19 protein-coding genes and 2 pseudogenes are annotated in these 22,065 nt (G+C 47.8%); 4 read left to right on the top strand and 17 right to left on the bottom strand.

Annotated features, from left to right (window positions below; genetic code table 11):
- Positions 1-8: 8 nt before the first annotated feature.
- The 8 genes from OXN25_12165 to OXN25_12130 all read right to left on the bottom strand — a co-directional run bounded on the left by OXN25_12165 (position 9) and on the right by OXN25_12130 (position 9,291).
- Complete coding sequence (locus OXN25_12165) at positions 9-830, bottom strand: GNAT family N-acetyltransferase (GenBank protein ID MDE0425609.1); 822 nt, start codon at positions 828-830, stop codon at positions 9-11.
- 17 nt (positions 831-847) lie between these two features.
- Positions 848-1,561: an iron-containing redox enzyme family protein gene (locus OXN25_12160; GenBank protein MDE0425608.1), complete on the bottom strand. Its 714-nt coding sequence runs from the start codon at positions 1,559-1,561 to the stop codon at positions 848-850.
- 6 nt (positions 1,562-1,567) lie between these two features.
- A complete protein-coding gene (locus OXN25_12155) occupies positions 1,568-2,536 on the bottom strand; it encodes a DUF3419 family protein (protein ID MDE0425607.1) in 969 nt (322 codons plus the stop codon).
- An 89-nt stretch (positions 2,537-2,625) separates the two neighbouring features.
- Entirely contained in the window at positions 2,626-3,144 is a 519-nt protein-coding gene (locus OXN25_12150) for a helix-hairpin-helix domain-containing protein (GenBank protein ID MDE0425606.1), read from the bottom strand.
- The gene (locus OXN25_12145) at positions 3,134-4,180 is read right to left on the bottom strand and encodes a hypothetical protein (protein MDE0425605.1); all 1,047 of its coding nucleotides are present in this window, start codon (positions 4,178-4,180) and stop codon (positions 3,134-3,136) included. Before OXN25_12145 ends, OXN25_12150 begins: the two co-directional genes overlap by 11 nt.
- 51 nt (positions 4,181-4,231) lie before the next feature.
- On the bottom strand, positions 4,232-5,965 hold the full coding sequence (locus tag OXN25_12140; protein MDE0425604.1) for a Rieske (2Fe-2S) protein: 1,734 nt from the start codon (positions 5,963-5,965) through the stop codon (positions 4,232-4,234).
- A gap of 15 nt (positions 5,966-5,980) precedes the next feature.
- Positions 5,981-7,717 carry a Rieske (2Fe-2S) protein gene (locus OXN25_12135; protein ID MDE0425603.1) on the bottom strand — a complete coding sequence of 579 codons (1,737 nt, stop codon included), beginning with the start codon at positions 7,715-7,717 and terminating at the stop codon, positions 5,981-5,983.
- 311 nt (positions 7,718-8,028) lie between these two features.
- Entirely contained in the window at positions 8,029-9,291 is a 1,263-nt protein-coding gene (locus OXN25_12130) for an ankyrin repeat domain-containing protein (GenBank protein ID MDE0425602.1), read from the bottom strand.
- A 696-nt stretch (positions 9,292-9,987) separates the two neighbouring features.
- On the opposite strand from OXN25_12130, the gene OXN25_12125 reads away from it, so the two are divergent.
- The 4 genes and pseudogenes from OXN25_12125 to OXN25_12110 all read left to right on the top strand — a co-directional run bounded on the left by OXN25_12125 (position 9,988) and on the right by OXN25_12110 (position 12,902).
- Complete coding sequence (locus OXN25_12125; protein ID MDE0425601.1) at positions 9,988-10,515, top strand: DNA methyltransferase; 528 nt, start codon at positions 9,988-9,990, stop codon at positions 10,513-10,515.
- Positions 10,516-10,556: 41 nt separating this feature from the next.
- A pseudogene (locus OXN25_12120) lies at positions 10,557-11,680 on the top strand (IS3 family transposase).
- Positions 11,681-11,775: 95 nt separating this feature from the next.
- Positions 11,776-12,231 (top strand): hypothetical protein, encoded by a 456-nt coding sequence (locus tag OXN25_12115; protein ID MDE0425600.1) that lies wholly within the window; start codon positions 11,776-11,778, stop codon positions 12,229-12,231.
- 8 nt (positions 12,232-12,239) lie between these two features.
- Positions 12,240-12,902, top strand: coding sequence for an SEC-C metal-binding domain-containing protein (locus OXN25_12110; GenBank protein MDE0425599.1), 663 nt, complete (start codon positions 12,240-12,242; stop codon positions 12,900-12,902).
- A gap of 263 nt (positions 12,903-13,165) precedes the next feature.
- Here the strand turns inward: OXN25_12110 and OXN25_12105 are convergent.
- The 9 genes and pseudogenes from OXN25_12105 to OXN25_12065 all read right to left on the bottom strand — a co-directional run.
- A pseudogene (locus tag OXN25_12105) lies at positions 13,166-13,366 on the bottom strand (DUF4926 domain-containing protein).
- 81 nt (positions 13,367-13,447) lie between these two features.
- The gene (locus OXN25_12100) at positions 13,448-13,597 is read right to left on the bottom strand and encodes a hypothetical protein (GenBank protein ID MDE0425598.1); all 150 of its coding nucleotides are present in this window, start codon (positions 13,595-13,597) and stop codon (positions 13,448-13,450) included.
- A gap of 23 nt (positions 13,598-13,620) precedes the next feature.
- Positions 13,621-13,833: a hypothetical protein gene (locus OXN25_12095; protein MDE0425597.1), complete on the bottom strand. Its 213-nt coding sequence runs from the start codon at positions 13,831-13,833 to the stop codon at positions 13,621-13,623.
- Positions 13,834-14,592: 759 nt separating this feature from the next.
- Positions 14,593-15,306, bottom strand: coding sequence for a glycosyltransferase family 2 protein (locus OXN25_12090; protein MDE0425596.1), 714 nt, complete (start codon positions 15,304-15,306; stop codon positions 14,593-14,595).
- A 100-nt stretch (positions 15,307-15,406) separates the two neighbouring features.
- Positions 15,407-16,414 carry a MoxR family ATPase gene (locus tag OXN25_12085; protein ID MDE0425595.1) on the bottom strand — a complete coding sequence of 336 codons (1,008 nt, stop codon included), beginning with the start codon at positions 16,412-16,414 and terminating at the stop codon, positions 15,407-15,409.
- A gap of 100 nt (positions 16,415-16,514) precedes the next feature.
- Complete coding sequence (locus OXN25_12080; GenBank protein MDE0425594.1) at positions 16,515-19,580, bottom strand: DUF3857 and transglutaminase domain-containing protein; 3,066 nt, start codon at positions 19,578-19,580, stop codon at positions 16,515-16,517.
- A 37-nt stretch (positions 19,581-19,617) separates the two neighbouring features.
- Positions 19,618-20,106 carry a cyclic pyranopterin monophosphate synthase MoaC gene (gene moaC / locus OXN25_12075; protein ID MDE0425593.1) on the bottom strand — a complete coding sequence of 163 codons (489 nt, stop codon included), beginning with the start codon at positions 20,104-20,106 and terminating at the stop codon, positions 19,618-19,620.
- Between the two features lie 90 nt (positions 20,107-20,196).
- Positions 20,197-21,840: an FGGY family carbohydrate kinase gene (locus OXN25_12070; GenBank protein MDE0425592.1), complete on the bottom strand. Its 1,644-nt coding sequence runs from the start codon at positions 21,838-21,840 to the stop codon at positions 20,197-20,199.
- 19 nt (positions 21,841-21,859) lie between these two features.
- On the bottom strand, positions 21,860-22,065 hold a 206-nt coding region (locus tag OXN25_12065; GenBank protein ID MDE0425591.1), incomplete at its 5' end, for a hypothetical protein.

The following is a 22,065-nucleotide window of genomic DNA, read 5'->3' as shown; positions in this document are numbered from 1 at the left end:
ATTTATTATTAGATGTCGCTGGTGAGGATGAACTCCCAATCCCACGCCTCCATACCGTGATGAATGACGGTAGCCGTGGCTGATGGATAAGTACCTTGATGCCTCAATATCTCAAGCAGTGGATGATCCATCGAAACACAGAACATGTGAATATAATCATCAAGCGGTTTCGGATGCCCTTGCGCCGCACACGGTCCGAACTGAACATGTAACAGTGGCATCGGCGAGCGGGTACTCTGCAAAATGATGTCCTTTTTGTCCGCCAACGACAGATAAGAAACGTCTCCAAAATAGTCTCGTAAAAACGGTTCGACTTCTCGCATTTGCTCGGCATCTAAAGAAACAATTCCTAACTTTGTCGCGATTGACATCGGCGCGAGCGGAAAACGCTTTAGCATGAGTGCAACGCGATTTGGACGTTCGCTGTCCGCATCCATAGAGATAGCATACCCACGAGGGCAAAGAGGATACAACTTTGGAAAAGCGTGGACAAATATCGAGACAGGGAGATAGCGTCCACGGTATTCTGGGTGAACCTTCAAATCACAAAGATACCACACCGTTTTCGGCTTTTTATCGCTCATTGGCGGCACACGGCGTAAGATCGCAGCGGCTACTGCTACCACCCGATCCCCGTCAAGCACGACATAGTAGCGGAGCTGACCCAGCCGCGTGAAGAACGCAAAATAATCCGCACCGTGGTCAATCTCAAACCGATCCTCACCCAACGGATAACTCGTCCCCTTCTCTAAGTCCGCGATGCGATCATGGAAAACTTTCCACTCCGCATTGCGTAATTCTTTGATATCCAAAGAACGGTTTATCCGCATCTGATACCTCAACACCGCTATGATGCCCGTGTATGGGGTCCGCGTACATCGCGATAGATACGACGCTTTCGTGCCTTGTAAAGTCCTTCATAAAGCGAATTGAAGACGCACGCCCCAAGGCGCAATCCTTGTTCAATGTAGTATCTATTTTCGACATCAGCCTCCCATGCAGGACGAAGTACATCAAAGAAATCGTCCGCATGTTTAATATCGAGGTCCTCATGGAGATTATAGTGAATCAACTTCTCCGCAGAGATCCAGCCATGACTCACAACCTGCTCTCCGAGCCAGCCTGCAATGTCCGAGAACATCCGTTCGATGATTCCCATGACCCCAGCACCAATCAAGTATTCATCCATCACACAAGCACCGACAAGCACGGTATTAAAGGCACGAACTTCAGGCCACATCGCTCGTTTCGCAATATCTTCGGGTTTAATTCCAGCTAACCGATCAAGAAACGTGAGAAATGTTTTCTCGTGCATTAGAGATGTATTGCCTTCACCGTGTTCCTCCCAAACATTGCGAATGACCTCCAAGCGCAATTCCGATGTCGGGATCTTCGCAGCAAGGGCTGCCATCGGACGGTTGAAAAACACGACAGCAAAATAGAACTGAATTTGTGTTTCAACAAAATCATCGAAATCAAAAGTGTCGTCGCGCAAAGATTGAAAATATGGGTTCATCCATACATTCGTCTCTTTCAGGATGTTGTCAATACTCCTGTTCATTCGTACTCACTTCCTTTTTCCGACATGAACGCTGGCATAAAATAAGCTGCGTTCGATTTCTTGGAACCGAATACCCAACCCTTCATTGAAGGTAAATGAATCGCCAAAATAGGTTGAAAGATCGGTGTAATTATTGAGTTGACGATACAGAACCGTCGCTCCAGATTTCATTTCGTTTTGAAGATAACCGATAAGGGAAGTAATCTCAGCTAATGGCATCCAATCCATAATGTTGGATAGAGATATGAGATCAAAACGTTGCAGCTCCGGGACCCCATCCAGTGTCCCTTCAATCATCTGAAAACAGTAATCGGTAAATGGTGCTAAGAGGTAATAAGGCAGACTTGCCGGACGTTGGAGATAGTATCCAAGAAATACATGATGAAGAAAGTAATTATCAAACGCCCCTGCAGAGGTCAAGCCTTTTTCAAATAACCTCTGAAAGTAACGCCGATAACTCCCAGTTTCAGCGTGCTGTGTAGCGTCTGGACCAAACATCGCATTCAGAAGTGAGTCGCTAAAGTACAGATCGAACGCTACTGACCAATACTTGTTCGAGAAGAGCAGCTCTGAGACATCCGCAAGTCGACCTTTCTCTTCAAATAACAGTCGGATTTCCGCTTCGTCGGCAACCAGATCGAAGATGAACTCCCGTAGACCTCGGAACAGGGACTCAAAGTTACCACACTGATTGAGTCCACTTGGATCGCTGGTCTCAATATTAAATCTTCGATGCCGTGCCGCTGCATCAACACCGTGCAGTGCTCTCATTTTGTCTCGAACTCGCTCTAACTGTGCCGGATTAAAATCGACCAGCGTGATATGCAAATCTGGAAACAACGCTTGCAATGTTAAGGCAGTACACCCGCCAGAAGCAATCAACAGCACATTGCTGGCATTTGTTAAACGAACCAGCTCCGCCTCCACCATCGGATCTTCTCTGACGACTGCAAATTGGACATCGTTATCCGGCATCTGCCCTAACTCCACAGATAATCGTTGCGTGTCCTCTGTTGAGGTAATCTAACCAGTATGTGGTTTATTCCTTATAATAAATCACGCGCCTATAACGCCTCATCAAGATACGCTTCAATCTTTTCCAACGTCTTTTTGCCGATACCGCGAAAACCCTTGAGTTTTCCTTCATCAATCGCCGCTCTGAGCGAAACAAGACTCTCTACACCGACTTCTTCATATAACCGCTTAATTGTTTTGGCGCCGAGTCCGGGTATAGGCACAAGCTCAACGACCGTTCGGGGGGTATCACCGGCGAACTCCTCCAATTTCCCGCTTGTACCCGTTTCTACGAATTCCCTGATAATTTCCGCAATGATTTCCCCGACCCCTCCAATTTCCTCTATCAACCGTCCCTGTGCGATTAAATCCGACACCGGCTCTGGAAAGCGAGAGATAGAATGCGAGAGGCGCGGGTATCGTGATGCGTGGTCTTCTGGATAGTCCGCAATAATTAGGAAGGTATGGAGCTCCAAGAGTCTTAGCGCAATTTCATCGTTTTCATGCCAACGTGTCCGTCCCTTCGCATCAACGTAAGAGCCGTCTTCTAAATTTTTCTCACCGTTCACTATTGTCCCTCCAACGTAGCATCTGAATTGTGGCATCCCAAAGTGCTACCGCTAAATAGTCGCCGTTAGGCGAGAAGGCTAACGATTGAATGCCAGTCGGATAGGTTTCCCAAATTACCGTTTCACCCTCGGAGATGTCCCACACCCGGAGATTCGCAGCTTCATCACCTGAAGCAAGATATTTACCACTTGGTGAAAAAGCAAGTGCTCGGGTCCAATACGCTTCAAACCCAGATTTTGCGAGAAGTTGCCTGCCGGTCTCAATTTCCCAAACGCGGATTCCAGACTGAGCGTTCTTCTGTGTGTCAACAGCTAACAACCTCGCATCTGCTGAGAACAACACATTCCAGACCCCTAAAATCTCGCCGGTGTCAAAAATATGCATTGGACGTCCCGCGGCAGCGTTCCAAATCTCAATAGCCGTCCGATGCCCCTCACCATCTCGGTAACTCCCTGCTGCCGCAGCAATGAACCGACCATCACGAGAAAGAGCGAGACCGTTCCGAATGGGCATTGCTGTCTCCAAAGTCTTCAATCTCTGCGGGCGGACTTGTTCTCCCTCAAGTGCTTCTGTGGTATCCGAGAACTCTATCTGCCACATCTCAATCTGCTCATCACCTTCCGATAATACCGCCAACGTGCCGTTAGCCGACAGGCTACCACTCTCATAAGCACCTTTTGTCAGTGTGAGCTCAGCGTTGGATGCAAGATGGACGACAGCAATGCTCTCATCTGCTGTTTTGATGAGGAGTTGATCCGCATCAACAGCATAGGCAAACCATCGCTTTTCGGGGACGGTACAAATAGTTCGATTCTGCCGTGTCTGGACATCCCACATCACGACGGTGCCGTCCATCTGTTTAACAATCAACCTCGTACCGTCTTTGTTGAAGGCCATCTGTCGCGCGACATCAGGCAGGAGTCTATCAAGTCGAGGGTCCTGCTTCTCACCAAGTTGAAAGGCAAATTCCAACGTCGCGCCTTGTACTGATAGGCATAACACATTAAAGAAAAAAAGTGCAAGTAAATTCTTCATAATATAAAAAAAGTAGGGCTGAGGCATTGGAACCTCGCCCTACTATATGTCCTATTCATAGAGTTCCGTCGCGGTTTCACCGCGCGCGAAACGGTGAGCCGTCTGAACAGCGGAATCATTTCCGGCGTTTCTGCGAATATCGGTTGCCCATCGCGCCAATCCAACTATCAGTTGATTTCTCCCAGGATGGGATCCACACGTTTTCCACTCCTCAGACACCATATAAATTGAACTGAGCAGATGGTGACCGTTATCATCCTTAAGAATACTCAGTCCCATTTCAGCCATCAACCGCTCCGCAGAGCATCCAGCATTAAGATACTCACGGGTACGTCGTCCGATTTCCTGAATACGGACAGACTCAATCCCATCTAAGATCTCCGAAAGCACTACATCCTCATCAAGAACAACACGATTTGTAGATGTTCTCGACGCTGTGATAGGTTGATAGCGAATGTTAAGCCATCGGTTCTCGAAAAACCGCCACGCTGCATGATAAAGTGCCTTCGCGGCGACTTTCGTTCCACCATACCGAAGCACCTTTCTCACAGTCGCTCCCAACTCCATCTCTTCTTGTAGGTCCCACCAACCTGGACTCATGTTCACCGGTGTCCGTGCCATTCTATCGCCTGCCATCATAACCATAGTTGTAGCAAGATCGTTAATCGGAACACCCGCGGCAAGCATTTCCGTTAGTGTATCAAAAACCTCATTGAGATCACCACTGACCAGAGCCGCCGAGAATTTATCTTCGTCATAATCAACAGATGTCCCCTGTGGAAGTTCATCAAAGAGAGGACTGATTTCTTCCAGTTTTTGGATCGCTTCACGATGAAGTTCACTCGGTCTGCCGCGTCCCTCACCCAGAATCTTTGCGCCGAGGTTGCAGACTAACTCCTCAGTCAACTCCCATCCAAACCGATCCAACAACTCAGCCAAGTGTCCAAGATTAATGAGATTTCTGGAATGATTGATGAAGAAGGGTTGAACGGCACATTCAAACAGGAGTGGTACAATTTTTTCATCCTGTCCGCCTAACCGTCGCGCCGTGATCAGACACTTTTCGATACCCTCCCATTCTTTATCAGCGGTGAACACCCGAATCCAGTCTTTTAGTTTCTGCCAATCAATCGGTGGGGGAAGAGGACGGCGATCGGGTCTATCTCCCAATCTACCCGCTGCACCCTCTGCCGCCAACATCAACGGGATAAGTCGATCTTCGGGTTCGTACATACGGGCGACCTTTACGCCGTTCATCAGCATCGCCAACTTTCTGCCACCATTGAACGCATCCTGATCTGTAGAGACATGTTGCCCCATGTGTTTGACCATCAATTCCAAGGTCTCTTCTTCGGAAACACCTTTCGCTAACATAATCGCAATCGCTTTAGAAAGCGTCCAGTTGTCCGTCGTTAATAAGCCCTCCTTTAGGAGCAAAAAATGGGCATCGTCGCGTTTCTTACCGCCACTGGCGACATCCACATAGATATCACCATTCCGCACCTCAACAGGAAACGTGGCGAGGTCATCACAACCCCCCGTAAAGCATCCGCCACCCTCCATGTCGTAACTCCAGCCGTGCCAATCACACGATAAAACGCCTCTCCTGACGCGCCCTCTCACCAATGGATACCCCATGTGTGGACATTGATTATCCGTCGCATAGATAGCACCCTCATGCTGAAACAGAGCGATGCTATGTCCTTCAACTCTAACTGCCCTCGGTTTCCCTTCCGCTACATCGCTGCGGGCAGCAACCTTGACGAAATTGGTATTCTCTAACACTGTCTTTCTCTCCTTTTATTCCTCAAAGACCTCAATTGTTGTTCTACCTTCAGCAAAACGCATCGCCGTTGTAGCCGCAGACCTATTATCTTTGTTTGTTCGGATATCCGTGACATAGCGCGCCAATCCGACCAAAAGTTGCGCCTGAGCGGGATGCCCTTCGGCGTACTGCCATTCCTCAAATACGGTGCGTAACGTCGGAAGTATCTGACTTCCAGTATCATCCCAGAGAACCGTATGTCCAATATCTTCAAGCAACTGTTCAGGACAATAACCGGCATTCAGATAACCGAGCACTTGCGGTCCGACCTTTTGGACATCGAGGGTCTGAATTGTACGAATGATAGACTTGATACCCTCGGCTTGATCCGGGACATCCAGTTTTTCTTGACGCAGCGGTTGACTGAGCGCGCGTGAGGGAATGTTTATCCAGCGGTTCGCGAAGATTTGCCACACAACGTGAAAAACGCCTTTCGCTGCAATTTCGTTGCCACCCACGCGTTGCGCACTTCGCAGAGATGCTGCAAGGTTGAGTTCCGTTGTCAAGTTCTCCCAACCCGCATCCACGTTTACCGGTGTATGTGCCATCCGATCCGCCGCGAGAAGCACCAGCGTTGTAATAAGACCCTCCAACTTAACACCATCAACCAAAACGGTTTGTACCGCTTCAAATGCTCGCTGGAGATTGACACTCGTCAACGCTTCAACAAAAGTATCTTCGTCAAATTCAACAGTTCGCTCCAAGTCAGCATTTTCAACACTCGGAAGTATCTGACGCATAATTTGGATTGCATCCCGTCGGTAGCGTTCTGGCTCATCTGGACGATGTCCGACAAGTCTGGCACCGAGATAGAAAAATAACTCGGATGCGTGCTCCCACCCAAATTCATCAACCACTTCTGAGAGATAACTGACATAAAGCGGAATATGGGGCAGGTCGATAAAATGTGGTTCAACGGCACACGCAAACAATAAAGGACGCAACTTATCGGCATCCCCTTTATGATATGCCGTGAACAGACACCGCTCAATGCGTCCAGATTGCCCTTCATAAGAGAAGTTACGAATCCACCGACTTATCTTTTCCCATGTGACAGGTTCTGGTAATGGAACAACTTCAAGCCGTTCGGATGCGGGTCCCGCAGCCGAGCAAGCCGCAGTCGTAACCGCAATCAGTCTATCTGCATCTGTGTATCTGCGTCCGACTTTGAGTCCGTTGACGAGCCGGGAAACGTCGCTACCGCCCTCTGCGTCGTGAGAACTCGCGATGTGTCGGCTGACGTGTGCTAAGATCGTTCCCATGACCTCTTCTTCCGGCACACCTCCCTTTAATAGAAGCGAAATCGCCTTGGACATCGTCCATCGGTCTTCACTTAAAAGTCCTTCTCGAAGCAACTGCTTGTGTTCTTCTGCACGCCGATAGATCATATCTCCCGGTTCTATCCAAATCTCGCTACCGCGGACATCAACCGGAAAAGTCCGTAAGTCGTCGCATTCAACATGGAAGCAACCACCACCTTCCAAATCGAAACTGCGGCGGTGCCAATCACATGTAAGGATGCCGTTACGGACGGTGCCGCGCGTGAGTGGATACCCCATGTGCGGACACTGATTATCCGTTGCGTAAATCCGCCCTTCAACGTTGAAGAGCGCAATACTACGCCCTTCGCCCATCCGAATCGCCTTCGATTGTCCCTCAGGAACCTCACTTAACTCAGCGACTTTCACCCAGTTTTCTGTTCGATGCTCCATGATTTCATGTTCCTCCAAATTGTGTTCCACACTATTAGTTTGTCAACCTTCAAATGATGGGGAAACCCCGGTTCGTAGTAGTGCGATTTATCGCACGTCAGAAACCGGCAATGAATTGCCCTACTACGAACTACCTCTCAATTTAGATGTGCCAGAACACTATAACGAAAACTAACCTCTACACAATTTTACTTAACTAACATTTATTATTATACTATTATAAAAAGAAAAATGTCAACCGAAAAATAAAAATATTTCATTAACAATTCACGAAAAAAATTTGATATGTGTTTCAAATTTTCTCGTCAGAATTAAGTCGGTTCCTGTGCGCGATTTGCATATTCTGTGAGGAAACTTGCAGCAGACTTTCTTTTCGCCTTCTGTGCATAATCCAGAGGCGTTTGACCCTCTGCATCGCGTATGCTAACGTTGCCGCCGTGTTTCATGAGTAACTGGATCTGGTTTTTCCCTATTCCCTTCTGTGCGATGATATGGATCGGCGTGCGTCCTTGGTCGTCAGTTATATTCGGATCTGCTCCATTCTCTAATAGACATGAAATGCCATCTGTCAGACCGCGTTGCGCCACCCAATGCAACGGTGCCCATACGCCACGCCGATGCTTCTGACGCGCATTGATATCCAAACCTTTTCCGAGAAACATCTTTACAAGTCTGTCCATATTGCGCGGCCCCTGTCCAGCAATCATATACCACTCTCGGAGCTTGATTTGATAACCACATTCCATCAGCATCTTGATGATCGCTGCCTGCTTTGCCTGTAGCGCAATCTCAAGCAGTCGCATGGTTGGTCCAACTTTATAGGCATAAACATGCGCCCCCGGAACCTCACCTATTCCTTCAGCGTCGTGGGACGCTATCGTATAACCTTCTGGAACTTTATGATCTATCCGTAAATCAAGAAGCGCAGGATTTTCCTGTAATACGGCTTTCGCCCGTTCAACGTCTCCAGTTACACAATAGAGCACCATATCGCCTTCCGCCCCTTGTTCAAGAAGATATTGACAGACTTCAGGACGACTCCCCAGTGTCCACTGTGCCGGTGTGCCGTTATGGTCGCGGTCTCGGAGATTTATATCCGCGCCGTGTGCAAGCAGCAGTTCAGCGATTCTTGGGGTCGCAGCGAAATGGAGTGGAGACATGCCATCACATCCCGGTTCGTTGACGACTTCCGGATTTTCGCGAATTAACTCAGCAAGTTTTTCGGACATATCCAAGCCCGCGGCGGCGTGCGCGTCAATTGTCGCCCCCCGTTCAATCAGATATTCAGCGAGTTCTCTGTTGTAATTCAGCATAGAACCCGTAGCGTGATGTAACGCTGAGGCACCGCCTGCCCACCAACTGCTTTTGACATCAATATCCGCCCCAGCATCGAGTAGAACATCAATAAGCTCACGGTTGCCGGAGGCAGCAGCAAACACAATCGCCGGGGCATCGAAACTGAACCACGGCGCATCAAGTTGTGCAGCGAGTGTTTCATTCGTTGCCAATAGGTTTTCAACTGTCCATGCATCGCCATTTTCGACTGCTGTAATAAACGCCTGCTTCTTTGTCATTAGTATTTTCCTTCTTAAAAATGTTACACCAGTGTAACATTTTGTGTGTGGCGTGTAACGTTAGAGAACCCAGTCCCCGTAGGGGTTTGTTGACGTTTAATTTTTTCTTATAAAAAAAATAATTTGGCGAAAAGTGTAACATTTTTTCTCGCTACTGGCTATTGGCAGTCAGCAAGAAACTTATAGGTGCTGGAAATGTGTGTCGGTTTCCGCGCCAGGGTTTTGTAGCTTGATACAATATTCACTTTTTTGGAAAGTCTTATTATATTATAATCCAAGTTCCTACTTACACGATTTTAGACATGTATACCTCGTTTTTTACGCAAAACTGTCGATGATCCAGGCATTTTGTACCGCAAACTGTTAGTTTGCGTCCTCAGATGCACAACCTAACAGGTTATGCTACAAACTAGCAACTTAGGTTACATTATACTCTATTTGCTAACTAATGTCAAGTAAAATGCATTAGCGGTTCGCGGATAGGAATTGGTAATTGCGGATTGTGTGCTTGAGACTTTAGTGTCAAAAACTTTACACCCATTAGCACGAGATTTCGACTTGAATCAAAAGACCACTTGGTATATAATAATACGGTCAAAAATAGCGAAAAAGGTGGTGTGTTGCTACAAGGTATCATTGAAGCAGACACAACCTATATCGGTCACAAATCTCATAACATTTTTGAGGTTCTTTTGTATGGAAACCACAAATATCAAACCAAAGACGATATTCACGGGTGATAATCTGCCTATCATGCGTGGGATAAATAGTGAATCCATTGATCTCATATATTTAGACCCGCCATTTAATAGCAAGACGAACTACGCAGCCCCTATAGGTTCAAAAGCTGCTGGTGCGGAATTCAAAGATACGTGGACCCTTTCAGACGTAGACAACGCTTGGCTTGATCTCATTGAGACGAAACATCCTGCGCTGAACCGAGTTATCCATGCTGCTATGACAAACAGCGATAAATCTTATCTCATTTACATGGCTGCCAGATTACTGGAAATGAAGCGTATTCTGAAAGATACTGGCAGTATCTACCTACATTGCGATACGACAATGAGTCATTATCTCAAGTTAGTTATGGATGCGGTGTTTGGGAAGGGAAACTTTCGGAATGAGGTTGTTTGGAAACGAACCGCAGCACATAATGATTCTGCAATTTATGGGAGTATTCATTGTACTGCCACCGGAAATTTAGACCACTCTCTAATATAAGATTGTGCTACAATGACAATCTATTTGAAAGGAGCATTCCGATGGCGAAACGCAGAAAATTCACTGCTAAGTTTAAAGCAGAAGTTGTGCTTGAGGCCCTTAGCGGTGAAAGTTCACAGGCGGAACTGTGTCGCCGACATAACCTCAGCGAAAACCAAGTCTCAACGTGGAAACGGCAGTTTCTTGAAAATGCCGAAACCTTTTTTGAATCTCCAGAGAAGCACTCCGATGCTTCCAGCGAGCGGATCGCTCAACTTGAGCAACTCGTTGGGAGGTTGACGCTGGCGTTGGAAATTCAAAAAAAGGCATTGACGTTGTTGGATTGAATCCATCTCAACAGCGATACGTCGTTGAGACGTTGCGCAAGGAGTATGCCATGCGAGAGATTTGTGAGGTGCTGGGTTTCAACAAGAGCACCTTCTATTATCAACCCAAAAACGACCCGTCTGAAGACATCTTACGCGCTGAAATACAGCGGTTAGCGGCAGCGTATCCGACGTATGGGTATCGGCGTATGACAAAGATGCTACTGCGTCAAGGATACACCGTCGGGTATAAACGTGTTGCCCGTTTGATGAAAGAAGAGTGCCTCTCGGTCTCGGTGAAACGCATCTGTCAAACCACGAGATCCTTTGAAGGTCAACAGCCTTGGGGCAATAGAGTTCAGACCCTTGAGATCTCTCGAGAGAATCAAGTCTGGGTAGGCGATATTACCTACGTCCGTCTCAAGAGACGCTTCATCTATGTCGCTGTGCTCATGGACATCTTCACCCGAATGATCAGGGGATGGCAGGTCAGTCCACATTTGAATACATCTCTGACGTTGAAACCGCTACAAGAGGCACTCTCGCAAAGCGGGTCTCCGGAGATCCATCACAGCGATCAAGGCGTGCAATATCTTTCAACCGCTTATATCTCGACGCTCAAAGCACACGATATTCAGATTTCAGTCGCTCGCAGCGGGTGTCCTTGGGAGAACGGATACGCCGAAAGGTTGATCCGAACGCTCAAGGAAGAAGAAGTTCACCTCAATGATTACCAAGATATTACCGAGGCTCGAGAACGCATCGGTCATTTTATCACACAGGTGTATAACTATAAACGCCCACATTCGGCGTTAGGGTATCTGACACCTATAGAATTTCAAAGACAAACCTTCTCTTAACTTTGCTAAATTTTGGTCTAAATAAACGGTGGCACTTCAATTGGTTCAACGAGAAAACCAGAATTACCCACGGCAACCTGAAGGGGGTTACGCGGTTGTTAAAATTTCTTAGGGATCACAAAGGGAACTTTTCTGTAAAATCGATCCTTCTGACAACGTTAATTGGTAATAGTGTTTATGCCAGTGACGAGTGGGGGGATCATTTTAAGGATATTCCAACCGCTTTAAAAACAGTTTCTAACCGGATAAACAGTTTTTTACAGGCGAATTTTCTAATGCCCGAGATATGCAATCCTGTCTTGGATGGAGAATCCTTCACAAGACACTGGGACCAGGATAAATATACCCATTTCCGAGAAATGTTTGACCTCTATAACAGCAGGATAAACGAGGCGTTTGAAGAAACTGAGCATAATGCAAGTGTCAAGAAATGGCGAAAGTTATTTGGTGACAATTTCGGGGAACTTAAGAGTAAAACCCAAAACAACGGAGGTGCGTCAGCAATTGCCTCCACGCGGGTAGTTACCCCTAGAAAGCCCTACGCGAGATAATTTCTATCATGAAGATAACCGATAGTGACATTAGATGGTTGAGATTACATTTTCCGAACTTATACTACGATGCAGACTCCCATAAAATTTTAGGCGAGCTGGACTTTTGCGCGGTGTATGAGAGCGAATCCGGGAAAATAACGATTGCCAATCTCCTTAAAGAAACTGACTTTTTAATTCAGGATGTTTTTGAGGTTGAGATTTACCTAGATGACCTTGATTGGAACGGATGGCCGAAAGTGTTTGAGGTCGGGGGGAAATACTGTCGAATTGTGAAAAAATGTGAGGTTCCGATCATTGACTTGCACATTTATCCCCACAATCGCGCGTGTTGCTTAGGTCTCAAATACAGAGATAGCCAGCAGCTTTGTATTGAGGATTTCCTTGATGAATTGGTAATTCCATTTTTTTATCGACTCTCCTACACAGATAAATTCGGTATTGACAGGGCTCGGAAGGACCTTTGGGGCGAATATTCTCATGGCAAGCAAGGAGAAATAGAGCACTTTTTGGAAATCATGAATATAGTGCGACATAACCCAGGTAGGAACGATCCATGTCCCTGTGGAAGCGGCAAGAAGTACAAAAAATGTCATCTTGGTGAGGTTGAATCCCCGGAAAACCCGTTAAGGAGAACATCATTAGATGCCCCAACTCGGTTAAGGCGTTGAATCAGGCACATCAGGCTCATTATCTAAGTCCTTATTCATTCTTCATCGCGTTCGTCCGGTTCAAAGATCGAATCAAACTTTATAGGTATTTTTCCTTCTTTGATTGACCGATTCAGTGCTTCAATGTCTTCATCAGTGAGATGTGGTGGTTTTTCCATCGCTTTGATGAGGCGTTGTGCGGCGGCGTTTTTTCCCTTTTCTGTAACTCCTTTTACTTGTTTATCTTTTTGAAGTTTGGCATCCGCTTTTATTTGTTCGTGAGGAAGCACTCTAAGTTGAGAGACAAGGAAACTCAGGCACTTGGACATTTGCCCGTAGGCATTGCTGAATTCAACTTCGTACGCTTCGCCGTTTGAAAGGATTTCAACAACCGTGCCGATGTCTCCACGCTTGAGATTGTGCTGCGGGACATCCTGTGTGAGCGCGACGACATCCAGAAGTTTGATTTTGCCTTTTTTTCTCAGCTCTCGATTGTGTTCAGACAAGTTATCTATGTTTGAGGTGTTGTCGGAAGATTTGTTTTTCATGGTTTATCCTGATACGTTTCATACATCAATTTTTACTTCTTCAAATCCACTTACGGTTTGATCCGATGCTTCCTGATTGCCGAACTCTAAGATGTCAGAGGCTTTTATTGCCTCAGCCTCACTTTCAGTTCGGAGAGACACTTCCGGCGTTTCATTTGCGTCTATCAAACGTTATCCGCAGGGTGTCCTTTTTAGGATTTGGCTGTGTTTTCAGCATCAACTTCGGGTTTAAGAATCAAGCCTCCCTTTTCGTCCTTTATGAAATTTCCGTGCTTATCCGTGAGAAAATCTCGTTTTTCTTGTCGCTTTATGTCTTCACATAGTGCACGTAAATCATACTGAAAAGAAGCAGCCCACTCGTCACGAATCCGATGAATTTCTTCAATAATCGGGTCTTTCAACATTTCAAGAAACCTCCCATAGGAGTTCTAACGGTGTGCAAATAGTTGTAGGCGTATAGCCTGCGGTTTCGCATACCTTGTGTATTAAAGGTAGTTTGTTTGTGTTCGCTATATGTTTAAAATTCCATGTCGCGAGATATTCTACACCATTAATAGCCGCGATAGCAATATGTAGTGCGTCTGTCTTTGCCCTTAAGGGGACCGCTCCTGCATCAACTAGACGCTCCGCAAGAGAGGACATCTCCTCAAGTGATGTTTCTAATAACGTGATTGAATTTAACACTTTGAGGCGTTGTTGTGCTGCGTCCGTGTTCCACGGCTGATCTCCTGTCTAACAATAGTAGAAGAAACAAGTTCAAATTTCCGATCCACAACGTTATCCCACCAATAGCGAGTTATTTGTTGACACATAGAGATAATAAAATCCCGGCTTGCTCTTGAAGTAAGATAACTAATGACAGAAGTTTCTATGTAAAGACGGGGTTTAAGTTTCATAAATTCGTTTCGACTACTCACTGCGGTGTTGGATCTATGCGATATAGGTCTGTGTTATCTGTTTTTTTCAGGACTTACGCAAAATTGGGGTCAGAACGCCTATTTTGATATGGTGAAGGCACTTTCTAACAGGGTTCGGTGCGGTTGGAAACCGCACCTACCAGGGGAGTGCGTAAGTCCTATTTTTGTTTCAGAAATAAAAACAAGTATAGCATTAATCAGAGTGGGTTTCAATTGAAAAATGCGCGGTTGAAAGGGTGGAGGGTGTTATGCCAAAAAGCGGTGGTAGATGAGGGTTGTGAGTATTTTGTAGCCTGCTTTGAGGGTACCGGTGAGGGTGCCGGTGATTTTGGAGGTGCCGATGCGTTTTCGATAACGAACCGGAACCTCGCAGACAGGAATTGACTGTTTCGCGGCTTTGAGTTGCATCTCTACTGTCCAGCCGAAGGTTTTGTCTTGCATGTTCAGGGCGAGGAGTTGTGGGTATCGGATCGCTCGGAAGGGTCCTAAGTCTGTATAGCGGATGCCAAAGAACCGGTGTATTAAGAGACACGCAAGCCAATTGCCGAATCGGGCTTGGGGTAATAACGCTTCTCGTGCGTTGTCTGCCTTCCTTGCGCCGATGACGAACGCGGCACTGCCTTCAAAGATGGGTTGGAGCAGCTTTGGCATGTCTGTGGGATAATCGCTATAGTCGCCATCGAGAAAAACGACGATGTCGGGTGTTGTCTCCGCGAGTGCCGTGATACCTGCCAAACAGGCAGCCCCGTAGCCTCTCTTCGGTTCGTTGATAATCCGTGCTCCATGTTGCTCTGCGATTGCAGCGGTGTTATCCGTAGAGCCGTTGTCAACAACGATAATCTCTTGGACTCTCCCACCTGTGTGTCCGTCAGAGGCGTACACCGTTTTCGGTATATCGGCGATAACTTTGGCGATGGCGTTTTCTTCGTTGAGTGCTGGAATGACGACTGATATTTTCATGGATGAGAAAGGAGAGGAATGATGGAAGACTGGAAGTATCGCCTTCTTCCATCATTCCATGCTTCCGTTTGCCTTGCTGCTGTGCCTAAGGACGTGCTGTTTATAGTCTTGCAGCGGGTTCCTGCACTGTGTCGAGCAGCCGTTGGACGACGGTATCGGAATCGACACCCTCTGCCTCGGCGTGGAAGTTGGTTAAGATTCGATGTCGTAGGACTGCCGGTGCGACGGATTTGACATCTTCACAAGAGGCGTTGTATCTGCCGCGTAGAATCGCTCGGGCTTTCGCCCCTAAGATGAGATACTGCCCCGCGCGAGGTCCTGCCCCCCATCGTATCCATTCCTTAATGAAATCGGGAGCGTCTTCCATTTTTGGACGCGTTGCGCGTGCGATTTTCACGGCGTATTGTACGACGTTATCGGCGGCGGGTACACGCCTCACAATATTATGGAGTGCTACGATAGTGTGCCCGGAGAGTGTCGTTTCAAGATCAGGGATCTCCGCCCCAGTTGTTGTCGAAACGATGTCTGTCTCCTCAGCTTCTGTCGGATAGTCGATAACAATTTTGAACATAAACCGATCCAACTGTGCTTCGGGGAGTGGATATGTACCCTCTTGCTCAATCGGATTCTGTGTTGCAAGCACGAAGAAGGGCCGTTCCAATTCAAATTCGTTGCCGCCGGCGGTGACGTGATATTCCTGCATCGCTTCCAGAAGTGCGGCTTGTGTTTTCGGGGGGGTCCTGTTAATCTCGTCGGCGAGGAGGATGTTGGCGAAGATGGGTCCCTGAATAAACCGAATCGTGCGATGCCCAGTTGTCCGATCTTCTTCGAGGACATCGGTGCCAGTGATGTCAGCAGGCATCAGATCCGGCGTGAATTGGATTCGCTTGAATTTGAGGTTCAGGATTTGCGCCAAAGTCCGAATCATGAGCGTTTTGGCGAGACCTGGCACGCCTTCTAATAGACAATGCCCCCCGGCAAAAAGTGCCATCAACATCTGATTAATGACTTCCTCTTGCCCGACTATAATCTTTTTCAGTTGTGCCAAAATGAGTTCTTGGCTTTTCATCAACTCTTCTATGGCTTGAACTTCTTCTGTTGCTGGCATTTTTTTAGCTATGTCCTCCTGGACTGCCCTCTTTACGGGCTGGGTAACCCAGCCCCTACAGTTTCGGGCAGGTTCTCGGTTAGTAACTGACTGCTGACGGCTATTGTGTTAATATAAATCGTTTTGTGCCTCGATTTGAAGCGGCTCTGACAATCTCTTTGAGATGTTCGATATCCCCTGGTGTTACAGTGGGTGACAGGAAACGGACGATCTGATGCATCTCGGCTTTGCGTTTGGATTGCGTATAACGGAGTTGAATCTCAGCGATCTCGTTTTTCAGGGTCTGCTCTTCAGGGACAGTATCTATCCTAAAGGGTGTCTCTGTGCTGACGCTGACTTTATCTTCAAGTGATAACGCCTTGCCGATAACAGCCGAATACATTCGATTTTCCTCGCTCAACAGTTCCGCATACGGGTGTTTCGCGAGGGGGAGTTCAAGAACGAATTGGCTACCGATGGCATATAAATATCCTTCACACGTCCACGTAACTTCAACTTTCAATTCCTTTTCGAGTTGGAAAAGTTTGGAAGATTTGAATTCAATTATTTTGGCGCGGTCGTCCAATTCTAATTCTTTGTGCATGAATTCAGCCCGCTTTTCGTTCGTGTCAAGACTGGCGAGTTGACTCCGCAATTTTATGTTGAAGCTGCCAGTGACTGTTAATTCTTGGCGAACGGTGACGCTCATGTCTTCCTTGACGTGTACATCGGTATGAAGGCGTTTCAGATTCGCTGTCGCGTCTAAGGAGGGACTCTTCTGGAAAAGATAAAGGTTGTTCTGTAGGTCCTGCGCGTTTTTAGATGCGAGGTCCTCTGAAGTATCTATTTTATTTTCAGTTAGAAACTGTGGGTTGATGATGAGCGTCCATCTATCTTGGTCACCAGCCGGAAAATCCCCGAAAGCACAGGTTTCCGATGTTGGGTCGAGCCAGATAAGTTCATCGTCTTTGTTCCCTTCAACTGCGAGAATCATGTGATTGAAATAGGCTAAGGACGGAACCGCCTTGACTTCCGAACCGCCGTCTGGCAGGTGGGCATTAATACCGCGTGTGTCTCCAGCGGAGATGAGGACAGGATAGGAGTTAATGCCTGCAGATGTGAGCATTGTGGACAGAAGTGTTGTTTTGTCCTTACAGTCGCCTCTGCCGTCTTTCAGCACGAGGTTAGCTGGACGGGGTTTAATCGCCCAAATTCCGAGTTCATAACCGAGATATTGGATGTTGGTTGCGACGTATTCATAGAGTCTTTTCACCTTCTCTTGTCGTGTCCAAGCCCCTTTAAGGAGTTGTTCTGTCTTTTTGGCAATTTCTGGCGTGAGGGTATCCTGTTCTCGAATCAGGGTTGCGTACCACGTCACGAGTTTGTCCCAAGAATCGATTGAGGAGATGCTGATGCTATAAGCGAGGTCTTGCGGGGCAGGCATCAGATATTCCTCTTTCAAGGGTGGAACATCTGTCACCTCAAAGGTATAGGTTCGGGCGTAGTTGCTTTCAGCGATTTCGGGTTGAATAGAGAGAAAGCGATCTGTTTGGGAAGCTGCGGGTGCCCCTGAAATTTGGTAATAGAGCTGCTTTTTCTTCGGGATGTGGACGGTAAGCCGATAATATTGCACCGGTTGTGGTGCTTGGAAATAGACTTTCCGCCAAAATTCGCCTTGCATGACGTGTCCAGCGTTGTTCGTAGAATAGGCGTAATCAATGATACATCCGTCCGTAACGCCAGGGAGCGAAAAGTACATCAAACGTGCGTCAACGTACAACCCGGCATCCACAGCACTCGGTGGGACGAGATCGGTTATCACTTCGTTTACATCGAGTTCAATAGCGTTGCCGTCCGGTGTGAGTGTTCGTGCGTGGTGGATGGTGACATCGTCTCTTCCACGCATGTAGGGGATGCTCACTTCAGCAAGGTCTTTGCCGTTTTCGTTGAAGATTTTGACGATCCGACGTGTTGAGTAGATGTATCGGCTCTTTTCATCGATATCCACATCGACGCTTTCCCAAAGTACGGCAGCCCCGTCGTCTGGATACGCTTTTTGAGAGGGAGCGTTGCTAATGGCTTCTTGAATAGTGTTTTCGTCTGCTTCGCTGATGAAGTCGTACGGAAGCGCAGATCTACCACCGCGATAGGTGTTGGCATCGCCGATTTCCGAATTCGCTTGTTCCTCCACTTCGGTAGGTGGTACGTCGGCGAGGACTTCTGGTTCCGAGGGTGGTGGCGCGGGTAGTGCCGAGCGTCTTTTGCCCAGAAATGTTTTCTCAGCGAGTGTGCCATCGTTTGCACCTTCTTCAGATTCAAGAGCGGTCGTTAGGTGCCGGGTGGCATTTCCGTCGCCGTTATCGTCGAGGTGTGGGTGTTCGGATTGAATCGTACCAAAGTCTTCGTACCACGCTTTTGTCCGCTCCTCCACGGATAGGAACGCTTCGAGAAGCGAGATCGCGCCGTCGCTATTTGTATCGGCAGCTGCTGTGGAGAAGGCATCGACGAAAACATCGCCGAACCCAGCTTGTAGTGCGTAACCCTCGTTCGGTGAACTTGAGGTCAGAATTATGCGTCCTGGTGCGCTGAGTTGGGATGCGAGCCGCCCGCTGTAAGGGAAGCCGAAGATGAGTATCTGGTTCTCAGCAGGGATGCCGTTGATAAGCGTTATATATTCTGTTTCGGTGATGTCTCGTCCCAGTAGATTAAACTTCGGTGTACTTCTACCGGTGCGGGATGCGTGTCCGATCATGAAGAGTAGAAATCGGTCTGAGGGTTGGATTTTCTCAGTGAGTTCTGCGAACGCCGTTAAGAGCGGTTCACGTCTCGATTCAGCATCAACAAGTCCGGGTTTTTCCGAATCCCCCATATCCTCGAAAAGGAAGGTGATTTGCGCTGGGTCGTAGCCGTATTCGTCGGTGAGCAATTGATGAAACCGGGAGGTGGCACTCCAGAATGCATCGTAGAAAGATTTTTCACCGGCGGCACCACCGATAATTAGGGCGTAATCTGCTGCAAAGGAGATCGGTACAAAGATTAGACAAACGGCGAGAATTATGAGAATTTTATGGTAAACCTTAGAATTAATTAGACATTCAGCACCAGTGCGGTTAGAAACCGCACCTACCGGGGTGGGGTAAAATGTCTGTTTATTTTTCAGGGTTCCCATAGTGAGTGATTGATGCATTTTCTTTCCAACCTCCTAATCCGTTTCTCTGAGAGAATTATGTATCGGAAGTCGCTATGAAATCACCACTTTTACCACCTGTCTTTTTGACAAGTCTGACATCAGCGATGACCATTTCCCTATCTACCGCTTTACACATATCGTAGACAGTCAGTGCTGCGACGGATACAGCGGTGAGTGCTTCCATTTCTACGCCTGTGCGTCCGACCGTCTGGACTTCTGCTTGAATCTCAATCCGTGGTGTTTCAGCTGCGATGACGAGTTCAACGCGGATCGAAGTCAATGCGAGCGGATGACAGAGGGGAATGAGTTCACCCGTCCGTTTTGCTGCCATGATACCTGCAAGGCGTGCAACCTCTAAAACATCGCCCTTCTTCATTTTTTCTTCAGTGATTAATCGAAGCGTTTCAGTGCGGGCGGTTATGTGTCCACGGGCGATGGCGACACGCAAGGTTTCTTGCTTGCCGCCGACGTCCACCATCCGTGTGTTGCCTTTTTCGTCAAAGTGTGTGAGTTGTTCTTTCATTTCTTGTATTCCAGAGACCAAACAACGTGCGATGAATCGCACTACTACGAACCGACCTTTAAGTTCAAAATGGATGAAGCACGATATTTGTTACATCGGATGTGCTTCCATAATTTGTTCGTATTTTTCACGGAACCGTTGGAGATATTTTCCTTCGCCGTGGTAAGCGGCGATGTCTGCGGGATTGGGCTGAATAGGTTCCCCGCGTTTCAAGACTGAAGCACTGAACGCCTCAATATCGAAGGACTCATTTTCTGTGTCAGGGTCTGCATCAAGAAATGCTTTCACGCCTGCGACAGCGGCACCGAGGGCTGCGCCCCCCTTTTCCACTGGGAGTGTAGGTCTATTCCAGATTCCGGCGACCCGTTGCATGATTCCGGGACTATCCGTTGCTCCACCCGTTACAAACAGCGGTGCTTGTGTCTGTTTTGTGAAGACAGCGGAGTAGATGTAAAGGGCGGCAAGGCTTGTTTCAATGATACCCGTATAGTCTGCTGCTAATGTGTGTTCTGGTGAGGTACGTATTAGTTCAAACGCGCCAGAGACTGGAAAGGATTCGGTTTTGGGTTGCCAAAACGTCATAAACTGCCCGGGTGCGGCGGCTTGCAACGTAGCTTCTGCGGGTGCGTATTCTTCTTTTGTGAATCCATAATTGGCTCTCACGGCATCCCAGACCATCGCGCCGTTGGTGCGGCAGCCGAACATGAAGGGTCGGTTGATGCCGTCGTACATGGCGTTAGCAAACCCTTCTGGGTCGAGTGTGTCGCCGTCCGTTGACACCATATTGACAAAACTCGTACCGAGGCTCAGGAGGTCTCCAGCAACAGGCACTTTTGCCTGTGGGTTATCGCCGGAACCTGCTATGACTGCGCATCCAGGATCGAAGCCGTATTTCTCAACGTAATACGCCGCAAGGTTACCGACGACAGAATCTGGAGGTGCGAGGGTTGGCAATTTTGATTGGAATCCTTCTACGCCTCCCGGTAAGCCGTGCGCGGTTGCTTCTAATAGTGCGGAATCCCATACCTTTTTCTTGTAGTTCATGAGCGACATTCCGCAGGCGTTGCCGTAGTCGATAGGCACGTTTGCATTACCAGTTAGCACGGCTGGAATGAAGCTGCTAATCAACTGGATTTTTGTTGTCGCCGTATAGTGTTCGGGAGACTGTTCTCCGACGCGTCGCATGACGGTACCGGTGAATCGGAGCGGTGCATCTGAACCGGAGCGCGCAATCATTTCCGCTTTCCCGCCAACCCCATCTCGGACAGCATTGGTTTGGGTGAGCGTGTTAGCGGTCATCCAGATTGGTGCGTTGGGATACGCGAAAGCGTCCGCCAATAGCACTTTTAATTCAGACGCGTTGCTTTTTGATTTTTGCAGGTTGGAGAAGATATTCGCTGCGTTTCGGTTCAGATAAACGTGTCCGTGCTGTTGTCCTGATGTATTAATCGCAACAATATCCTTTAAGGCGATACCTGCCGCTTGCATGTCAGCGAACAATGCATCGAGCGAGGCGAGATACATCAATGGCGGTTGCTCGGCTTCGCCTTCTTCTCTCGGCGGTAAGATGTAGTCCTCCCCGATACCGAATTGGTTGAGTCGTTCATCGGTGCGATAATCGAGTGCGTGTTCAAAGCGTTTTTCCGCCGTGTCTATGTCAATGACGACAGCGGAGAGGCTTTGTGTGCTGGAATCTAAGCCGAGTGTGAGACGCGGGTGTTTGCGATCAGTCACTGAAACAATTTCCTTTCAGTTAGTTGCCATTTGTGCTCAAAGTACGAGCGAATGCCTCAAAGGTTTCTGCGCGTAAAGCTTCATGATGCAACGCTTCAAGACGTTGCAGATTCTGGATACTTTCTATTGCGGGTCTAAACGCCTGCACTGCGCGTCCATCAAACTTGAACTCAAGAACATCAAAGATGGATTTGATTGCAGTTTGTAATGCGCCTTGCTCAGTGC

The organism is Candidatus Poribacteria bacterium (assembly GCA_028820845.1).
GTDB lineage: Bacteria > Poribacteria > WGA-4E > WGA-4E > WGA-3G > WGA-3G.
Note: the sequence above shows the minus strand (reverse complement) of the source record. Positions and strands in the feature narration are given on the sequence as shown.

What these genes read in the sequence shown, in the direction of transcription:
- OXN25_12165 (MDE0425609.1), bottom strand. Translation starts at nt 830, where the DNA reads ATGCGGATAAACCGTTCTTTGGATATCAAAGAATTACGCAATGCGGAG.
- OXN25_12160 (MDE0425608.1), bottom strand. Translation starts at nt 1,561, where the DNA reads ATGAACAGGAGTATTGACAACATCCTGAAAGAGACGAATGTATGGATG.
- OXN25_12155 (MDE0425607.1), bottom strand. Translation starts at nt 2,536, where the DNA reads ATGCCGGATAACGATGTCCAATTTGCAGTCGTCAGAGAAGATCCGATG.
- OXN25_12145 (MDE0425605.1), bottom strand. Translation starts at nt 4,180, where the DNA reads ATGAAGAATTTACTTGCACTTTTTTTCTTTAATGTGTTATGCCTATCA.
- OXN25_12135 (MDE0425603.1), bottom strand. Translation starts at nt 7,717, where the DNA reads ATGGAGCATCGAACAGAAAACTGGGTGAAAGTCGCTGAGTTAAGTGAG.
- OXN25_12130 (MDE0425602.1), bottom strand. Translation starts at nt 9,291, where the DNA reads ATGACAAAGAAGCAGGCGTTTATTACAGCAGTCGAAAATGGCGATGCA.
- OXN25_12125 (MDE0425601.1), top strand. Translation starts at nt 9,988, where the DNA reads ATGGAAACCACAAATATCAAACCAAAGACGATATTCACGGGTGATAAT.
- OXN25_12110 (MDE0425599.1), top strand. Translation starts at nt 12,240, where the DNA reads ATGAAGATAACCGATAGTGACATTAGATGGTTGAGATTACATTTTCCG.
- OXN25_12095 (MDE0425597.1), bottom strand. Translation starts at nt 13,833, where the DNA reads ATGTTGAAAGACCCGATTATTGAAGAAATTCATCGGATTCGTGACGAG.
- OXN25_12090 (MDE0425596.1), bottom strand. Translation starts at nt 15,306, where the DNA reads ATGAAAATATCAGTCGTCATTCCAGCACTCAACGAAGAAAACGCCATC.
- OXN25_12085 (MDE0425595.1), bottom strand. Translation starts at nt 16,414, where the DNA reads ATGCCAGCAACAGAAGAAGTTCAAGCCATAGAAGAGTTGATGAAAAGC.
- OXN25_12080 (MDE0425594.1), bottom strand. Translation starts at nt 19,580, where the DNA reads ATGCATCAATCACTCACTATGGGAACCCTGAAAAATAAACAGACATTT.
- moaC (MDE0425593.1), bottom strand. Translation starts at nt 20,106, where the DNA reads ATGAAAGAACAACTCACACACTTTGACGAAAAAGGCAACACACGGATG.